Source organism: Pseudomonas sp. MS15a(2019) (assembly GCF_013277805.1).
In the GTDB taxonomy this organism is placed as follows: domain Bacteria; phylum Pseudomonadota; class Gammaproteobacteria; order Pseudomonadales; family Pseudomonadaceae; genus Chryseomonas; species Chryseomonas benzopyrenica.
In genome coordinates, this window is the sequence record NZ_VBTN01000003.1 from 105537 (window position 1) to 113580 (window position 8044).

Annotated in this window: 6 protein-coding genes; 3 read left to right on the top strand and 3 right to left on the bottom strand. The window is 66.5% G+C overall.

Annotated features, from left to right (window positions below):
• Positions 1-41: 41 nt before the first annotated feature.
• The 3 genes from FEZ61_RS04185 to FEZ61_RS04195 form a co-directional block, all read right to left on the bottom strand.
• Positions 42-950, bottom strand: coding sequence for a LysR family transcriptional regulator (locus FEZ61_RS04185; RefSeq protein WP_173147392.1), 909 nt, complete (start codon positions 948-950; stop codon positions 42-44).
• Positions 951-1026: 76 nt separating this feature from the next.
• The gene (locus tag FEZ61_RS04190) at positions 1027-3054 is read right to left on the bottom strand and encodes a pyridoxamine 5'-phosphate oxidase family protein (RefSeq protein WP_173147394.1); all 2028 of its coding nucleotides are present in this window, start codon (positions 3052-3054) and stop codon (positions 1027-1029) included.
• A 30-nt stretch (positions 3055-3084) separates the two neighbouring features.
• Complete coding sequence (locus FEZ61_RS04195) at positions 3085-3696, bottom strand: glutathione S-transferase (RefSeq protein ID WP_173147396.1); 612 nt, start codon at positions 3694-3696, stop codon at positions 3085-3087.
• A 561-nt stretch (positions 3697-4257) separates the two neighbouring features.
• On the opposite strand from FEZ61_RS04195, the gene FEZ61_RS04200 reads away from it, so the two are divergent.
• From FEZ61_RS04200 to FEZ61_RS04210, 3 genes are all read left to right on the top strand, one after another.
• The gene (locus FEZ61_RS04200) at positions 4258-4911 is read left to right on the top strand and encodes a sigma-70 family RNA polymerase sigma factor (protein ID WP_081594575.1); all 654 of its coding nucleotides are present in this window, start codon (positions 4258-4260) and stop codon (positions 4909-4911) included.
• A complete protein-coding gene (locus tag FEZ61_RS04205; protein WP_173147398.1) occupies positions 4908-6572 on the top strand; it encodes a multidrug ABC transporter permease/ATP-binding protein in 1665 nt (554 codons plus the stop codon). Before FEZ61_RS04200 ends, FEZ61_RS04205 begins: the two co-directional genes overlap by 4 nt.
• 148 nt (positions 6573-6720) lie before the next feature.
• Positions 6721-8007 (top strand): lysine N(6)-hydroxylase/L-ornithine N(5)-oxygenase family protein, encoded by a 1287-nt coding sequence (locus tag FEZ61_RS04210; RefSeq protein WP_173147400.1) that lies wholly within the window; start codon positions 6721-6723, stop codon positions 8005-8007.
• Positions 8008-8044 lie beyond the last annotated feature (37 nt).

Sequence of the window (8044 nt, forward strand, 5' to 3'; positions counted from 1 at the left end):
CGTGTCCTGGCCGCAGTTTGTGCGGTGGCCAATAGGCCCGCTCAGTCGGACGGTTCGCCAAACAGCGGATCACCGCGCAACGCCGCCACGGCCAGTTCGACGAAGGCCCTGACCTTGGCCGCCGCCTGGCGGCCCTGGGGATAGACCAGGTGCACCGGCAGGGGCGCCTCCTCGTGGTCCGCCAGCACGATCCTCAGGCTGCCTTCGGCCAGCGCCGGGGCGATCTGGTAATGCAGCACCCGGGTCAGACCGTGCCCCGCCTTGGCCGCGGCGATGGCGGCTTCGTTGGTGTTGCACAGCAACAGCGGATCCACCACCACCCGCTGTCCGCGGGCGAAGCGCCATTCCGGCGAGGCCCAGGCGCCCTGGCAGACAAGGATGCGGTGCTCCTTGAGTGCGGCTGGAGTGGCGGGAGTACCAGTACCGCGCGCCTCCAGATAGCTCGGGGCCGCGCAGACCACCCGCCGCATCTGGCCGACCTGGATGGCGGTAAGCCCCGAATCCGGCAACTGACCAATGCGCAGGGCGACATCCATGCCCTCGTCCAACAGATTCACCTGCCGGTCGACGAAAAAGGTACGGACGCGCATCTCCGGATAGAGCGCGAGAAAGTCCAGCACCAGCGGCAGTACGTGTAGCTGGCCAAACAAGAGCGGTGCGGTGATCGCCAGGGTGCCCGAAGGCTCGACCTGGTGCCCGGCGGCGGCCAGTTCCGCCTCGGCGATCTCGCTGAGGATGCGCCGGCAATCCTGCAGATAGCGGGCGCCGGCCTCGGTGGGCTTCACCGAGCGGGTGGTGCGCACCAGCAAGCGGGCGCCGACCAGCGCCTCCAGGCCGGCCACCAGGCGCGTCACCGCCGGTGCGCTCAGGTGCAGTTCCCGGGCCGCGCGGGCGAAGCTCTCGGTTTCGGCCACCTTCACGAACACGCGCATCGCCTGCCAACGATCCATCTGCGGGGTCTTCCTCACGGCGCCGGAGCGGACCGGCCAGAGGTGCATGGTAGTCGACCCGACCAGGCTGACCAGCCTAGAGATCGAATTCCAGCGGCGCGGACCCGGCCGCGGGCCGCGCGCAACAGAGCAGCGCCTGATTGGCGCCCACCGCCGCGGCGGGTTCCTTGAGATAGGCAACGGCGCCCTTGAGCAAGGGGGTGCGGCAGCTGCCACAGTGCCCCTCGCGACAGCTGAACGCAGGCTCCAGCCCCTGGGCCTCGGCCAGTTCCAGCAGGCTGCCGGCCGCAGGCGTCCACCGCGCCTCCCGGCCGGACGCCGTGAAGCGCACCGGAATGGTCTCGGTGGACACCGCTGGGCGGGTTACTTCCGCTGTCGCCGTGACGGTGCGCATCAGTCCAGCCGGCCCGAAGGCTTCGGCATGGATACGATCATCCTCGATGCCATGACCCCGCAGGCCGTCATAGAGCCCCTGGGTGAAGGCAGCCGGACCACAGAGGTAGAAGTCGTAGTCGCCAAAGGGCAGGTAGCGCTCCAGCAACGCCATCTCGATGCGTCCGGCGGCGTCATAGTCCACCCCGGGAAGCGCATCGGAGGGATCGCTCAGCACCCTGATCATCCGTATCGACTCCGGCGCCTGGGCCAGCAGCTCGGCGAGCTCCCTGTCGAAGGCCCGTTCCGCCCTGGTGCGGGCGCCATAGAACAGCGTGACGGTTCGCCGACCTTCATGGACCAGCTGCCGCAACATGGCCAGCAGTGGGGTGATGCCGATTCCGGCGGCCAGCAACACCAGGGGACGAGTGTCAGCGGGTGCCAGGGTGAAGTCGCCGGCGGGCATTCGCGCTTCGATCAAATCGCCTTCGCGCCACTGGTCGTGGAGCAGCTGAGAGACCAGACCGTCGCGCTTGACGCTGATGCGGTAGCGACCGTCCGCGGGGAGGGAGGTCAGGGTATAGGTCCGCACCAGGTAGGGCTGGCCCGGCCGAGGTGTCACTCGAATCGGCAGGAACTGACCGGCCTGATAGGGAGGCAAGCCGGCGGCGCCCACGGGTTCGAGATGGAAGGAGCGGATGGTGGTGCTCTCCTGGACGATCCGGGCGATGCGTAGCGGGCGCCAGTGGCGGCCCTGGGCCCCAGCCTCCAGGCGCCGCTCGACTTCCAGCCAGCTGCCGGTCAGCTGGCTGCTGTCCGACGCTCCTCCGGCTTGGGCCCTCCAGCGCAGCGCCAGGGCGGCGCGGCGGCGAACGATCCGCCGTGGGCGAAAGGCCCAGAGCCGCTCGGCCCCGTCGAAAGCCGCGATCTCCGGCGAGTCGAACAGCACCTCGGCGGTGCCGCTCAGCTGCAGCAGATCCCCGTGTTCGTAGTCCATGAACAGCAGCCCGGCCCGGCCGTTGGCGACGACATTGCCCAAGGTGTTGAAGAACAGATTGCCGTTGAAGTCGGGAATGGTCAGCAGGTCCTCGGCGCCGACCCGGACGAAGCCCGGCTTGCCGCCGCGATGGGAGACATCGACCCGCCGCTGGCCTTGCTGGTCGGCATAGGAAGCGACGAAAAAGGTATCGGCGCCGGCAATCAACGCGCGAGCATCGGCGTCCAGGCAGGCGAGGTTCTCCACCGATGCGACCGGGGGCGGGCCTGGCGCGTGGACGACGCTCAGATCGCGCAGCTGGATATAGCGCGGGCAATTGCCGAAGCTCTGGTCCACCGTCACGCGCAGACCCTGGGCAGTGACGCTGAGTGTGCCGTTCATGCGATTGCGGCGGCGCGTATGCAACTCGATGCCGAGCAGGCCCACGGCGGCGCCGTCGCCCAGGCTCGGGGTTACCGGATCCTCGGCTGAGAGACGGGCGGCGATGTCCAGGGTGGTGGGCGTGGGCGAGGCGAGAAAGCCGGGCTGGCCTGCCAGGATCGTCGCCCAGGCCGCCCCCTCGGCATCGACGCTGCCCAGTATCACAAAGGGCAACTGCGCGAAGAACTGCCGATGCTGGTCAGGCATGAACGAGCGGATCACCCGCGGACCCAGGGCCGCCATGCGCTCACGGACGCCCAGGCGTTCCTGAATAAGGGTTTCACCGGCGTGCCAGGTGGGTAGGGATTCGTGCATGACCGTGACCTCCAGCTAGGCGACGCGCGATCAGGTCCTGAGGCCTGCCGCGGTCCGGGGGAAGGGCACGAAGCCCGGCAAGGCTTCCACCCGCTGCAGGAACGCGCGCACGGCCGCGTAGGGTGCCAGATCCACATTGCCTTCCGGCGCCCCGGCCAAATAGCTATAGAGGGCGATATCGGCGACGGTCGGGTAAGCGGCCGCCAGCCAGTCTCGCGAGGCCAGGTGGGCCTCCAGGCGTTCGAGCAGGACATGGGCGCGGGCGATGACCTCGTCGGCATCCAGCTGGGCGCCGAATACCGTGATCAAGCGCGCCGCCGCCGGGCCATAGGCCAGCTCGCCGGCTGCTACCGACAGCCAGCGCTGTACGGCGGCGGCACCAGCCGGGTCCTCAGGCAGCCAGTCGCTGCGGCCCGTCTTTTTCGCCAGGTAGACGAGGATGGCGTTGGCATCGGCGACCACCGTTTCGCCATCCCGCAGGACCGGTACCTGACCAAAGGGGTTGAGGGCGAGAAATTCAGGCGTGCGATTGGCGCCGCCCGGGATATCGACGTCGATCAGCCCGACCTCTAATCCCAACAAGGAGGCGAAGAGCACAGCACGATGGGCATGACCGGACAGCGGGGTGTGATAGAGCTGCATGAGCCGACTCCTGGCAGGCATCGGGGCCAAGGGTGGTCCCGACAGGTGCTACCAGCTTGGAATCAGAACCTTCGCGAGGGAATGGGCCTTCTGGTCACTTCAGCATTCCGCAAACTGGAATGATCGAGTCAGCGACAGGCGAAGGCCAACACCCGCTCCAGCATGACGTTGCAGCCATCCAGCTGCGCCTGGGTGATGAATTCGTCCGGCTTGTGACCCTGGGCCATGCCAGCGGGCGCCGACTCCACGAAAAGGCCAAGGTACTGTTGCAGTTGTCCCAGGAACTGGAACAGAACGCCAAGGTGGAAAACGAGAGGGTCTCGGGCACGGTGGCCATCGGCTGTCTAGAGTCTGCGGCGCCGCTCTACCTGCCCGCGCTTTGCGCCGGGTATAACTGTCGAGGCATGCTTCTTCGCAAAACTCGCTAAGCCGCTAAGGGTTTGGCCCTCGCCCATTCCAAGAGTGCTCAACAAGCAGGATCACGAAACGTTAAACGGTTCGTTGATGTGAGAATGAGTATCAATTAGAGTTTCGCGTTCCTAGTTTTACATGGACGCAAAAATGCTATCGCTGCTTGCTCCACTTCAGGCGTCACGTCAGCCCGGGTTTCCCCTTGATGAGGTCACCCCGCCGACCCTTCAGGCTTCACCACCGCAGCCGGTCGGGCAGGGGGGCGCCGCTCAGGGTCCGGCGCTGGGAAAGCTGTTCGATCATCACCGTAGCCGCCTGCTCGGAATCGCGACGCGGTTGCTCGGCTGTAGCAAGCGTGCCGAAGACATCGTTCAAGACGCCTTCCTCAAGTTCTGGGAGCAGCGCGATTCCCGGGAGGTCGTGGAGCCTTCGCGCTATCTGTATCGGGTGGTGCAGAATCTGGCGGTCGATCAGCTGCGCCGCCGGAAGCTGGAGGAGCGCTGGTTCACCAGCCCCGATGAACAGGCCGAAGGGGTGCCGGGCGAGGTGTCCGCCGAGCGAGTGGTCCAGGCCCGGGAGGAGATCGGGCTAGTGGTCCGGGCGTTGCGGCAGCTGCCGCCCCGCACCCAGGATGTGATCACCCTGTGTCGGGTTGAGGGCTTGACCCAGCGTGATGTCGCCCGGCGGATCGGTGCCTCGCCGGCGCTGGTCAATGTCCTGCTGCAGGACGCTACCGTGCATTGTCGCAACTCCCTGACCGGCAACTGTCTTGCCCGTAACTGTCCGAAGCGAGGTCGCCCATGACCCTCATCCGCCTCATCCTGCGCTATCGCCCGCTGGCCACGACCCTGGTGCTGTTGCTCAGCCTGGGGAGTGCCTTGCTCAGCGTCGGGGTGATCGCCTTCATCAATTGGCGGTTGGTGACCGTCCAGACAGCGCCGACCGAGGCGCTGCTGCAATTCCTCGGGTTGCTGCTACTGTTGCTGGCGATGGCTGCCGGCGCCCAGGTGGCCCTGACCGCGCTGGGCCATCGCTTCGTCTACGATCTGCGGCGGCAGGTGGTGAAGCGGGTGTTGGATACCGATATCGAACGCCTCGAGGCCGTGGGGGGGCCGGCCATCCTGGCCAGTCTATCCAGCGACCTGCGCAACCTCACCCTGGCCTTCGTGCAGCTGCCTGGGCTGCTCTATGGCGCGGTGCTGAGCCTGGCGGCGTTCCTTTATATGGCCTGGTTGTCCTGGTCGCTGTTCCTGGTGACGCTCGCCTGGATGACCCTGACCCTGGGCCTGGGCTGGTTGCTGGTGACGCGGCTCAATCGCCATCTGCATCTGCTGCGCGATGCGGAGAATAGCCTCTATGCGGACTACCAGGCGCTGATCGAGGGGCGCAAGGAACTGGCGCTGAATCGTGCCCGCGCCCAGCGTTTCTTCGAGGAGGACTTCGAGGACAACGCCAGCGCCTATCGCGAGCACGTGACGCTGGCGGATCGCTACAACGCCCTCGCCAGCAACTGGGCCAACACCATGGTGCTGGGCACCATCGGCCTGGCGTTCTACCTGGCGAACGGACTGGGCTGGGCCAGCACCGAGGTGGCCGCCACCTATGCCCTGACCATCCTGTTCCTGCGCACGCCGCTGGTGATGGCGGTCGGGGCGCTACCACCGCTGATGGCGGGGCAGGTGGCGTTGGAGCGGGTGGAGGCTCTGGCCCTGGCGCCCGCCGCGGAAGATTTCGCCAAGTCGGTGCCGGCCTTCGCAGGAGACTGGCAGCGCCTGGAGTTGCGTGGCGTGGAGTATCGCTACGAGACCCAGGGCGATGAGCAGGGCTTCGATGTGGGACCCTTGAATCTTACGCTCAGGCGCGGTGAGACGGTGTTCCTGATGGGGGGTAACGGCAGTGGCAAGTCGACCCTGGCGCGTCTGCTGACCGGCTTGTATCAGCCGCAACGCGGCGTCATCGCGGTGGACGACAGGGTCGTGGGCGTGGCCGATCGGACGGCCTATCGCCAGCTGTTCGCCGCGGTCTTTACCGACTTCCATCTGTTCGATCGCCTGCTCGGGCCCGATGGCACGCTTGCCGAGGGGTCTCAGGTGCAGACTTGGCTGCGACGCCTGCATCTGGAGCGCAAAGTGCGGGTGGCGGAGGGGCGGCTGAGCGATACCCGCCTGTCCCAGGGCCAGCGCAAGCGGTTGGCTCTGCTATTGGCCATGCTGGAGGGGCGCAGCATCGTCCTACTGGATGAGTGGGCCGCCGACCAGGACCCGCTGTTTCGCCAGCTGTTCTATCGGGAGCTGTTGCCCCTGATGAAGGCGGCGGGGTTGACGGTATTTGCCATCACCCATGACGACGCCTATTTCGATCAGGCCGATCGGCTATTGAAGATGGATGGCGGCCGCCTGGTGGAACTGGTCGGTGAGCAGCGCGAGCGGGCCAGTCGCGATGCCCTGCGGGAGATCGCCGGCTAGGAGGTGAGAAGCAGTCGCCGATCTGGACAGGGATCGGCAAAAAAGCCCTGAACAAGCGTCAGGGCTGTTCGTCGAGGAAGGTGAGAATGATTGTCAGTCGTGCTGTGTCGCGAGGGCAATCCCACCCGGTTATCGACGAGAGGTTCGCATGGAACAGGTCCACGACTACATCGGCATCGGCTTCGGGCCTTCCAACCTGGCGCTGGCCATCGCCGCGGACGAGCAGGCCGCCGAGCGCCAGCCCCGTGGTTGCTTCATCGAGCGCAAGCCGGCCTTCAGCTGGCACGAAGGCATGCTGCTCGAGGGCAGCACGATGCAGATCTCCTTTCTCAAGGACCTGGCCACCCTGCGCAATCCGGCCAGCCGCTTCACCTTCATCAACTATCTGAAGGAACGCGGGCGGCTGGAAGACTTCATCAATCTCAAGACCTTTTTCCCCAGCCGCGAAGAGTACAACGACTACCTCGGCTGGGCGGCGGCCGCCTTCGCCGAGCAGGTGCACTACGGTGAAGAGGTAGTGGCGGTGGAGCCCTGGTACCGCGACGGTAGCCTGGCCGCGGTGCAGGTGGTGTCCCGCGATCAGCAGGGCACCTTGCAACGGCGCCTGGGGCGCAATCTGATCCTCGGCATTGGTGGGACACCGCAGGTACCACCGGCCTTCGCCGGGCTGAGCGATCCGCGGGTACTGCATTCCTCGACCTATCGCGGGCGGATCGAGGCGCTGCTGGCCGATCCGGCCCAGCCGCGCCGGGTGGCGGTGATCGGTGGCGGCCAGAGCGCCGCCGAGATCTTCCAGGACCTTACCCAGCGTTTTCCCCAGGTCGAGGCGTCGCTGATCCTGCGGGGCGGGGCACTCAAACCGTCCGATGACAGCCCCTTCGTCAACGAGATCTTCAATCCGTCCTTTACCGACCGGATCTATGCGCAATCGCCCGAGCGCCGTGAACGCCTGTTCGCCGAGTACCGCAATACCAACTACTCGGTCGTCGACCTGGAGCTGATCGAGAACCTCTACCAACTCTTTTACCTGCAGAAGCTGCGCGGTCACGAGCGCCATCGACTGCTCTGCGAGCGAGACGTGGTGACCTGCCTGCCATCCGCGCAGGGGCTGGAGCTGGAGCTGGAAGGGCGGCTGGACGGCAGCCGCACCACCCTGGGCTATGACGTGGTGATCCTGGCCACCGGCTATCGCCGTGACTACCACCAGCACCTGCTGGCCGGCCTGCGCGAGCATCTGCAAGACGGCGAGCCCGACCGCCACTACCGCTTGCCGCTGGCGGCGGGCGGCGCGGTCCAGGTGTTCCTGCAAGGTGGCTGCGAGGTCAGCCACGGGCTGTCCGACACCCTGCTGTCGGTCTTGGCGATTCGCTCCGCTGAGCTGGTCAAGGCCATGACCCTGGCCAGCGCGCCGCCGGTGGCGATGCGTTCCGCCTGAGCCACCCGTCACTCCTTTCTTTTCGCGACGCTGCCAC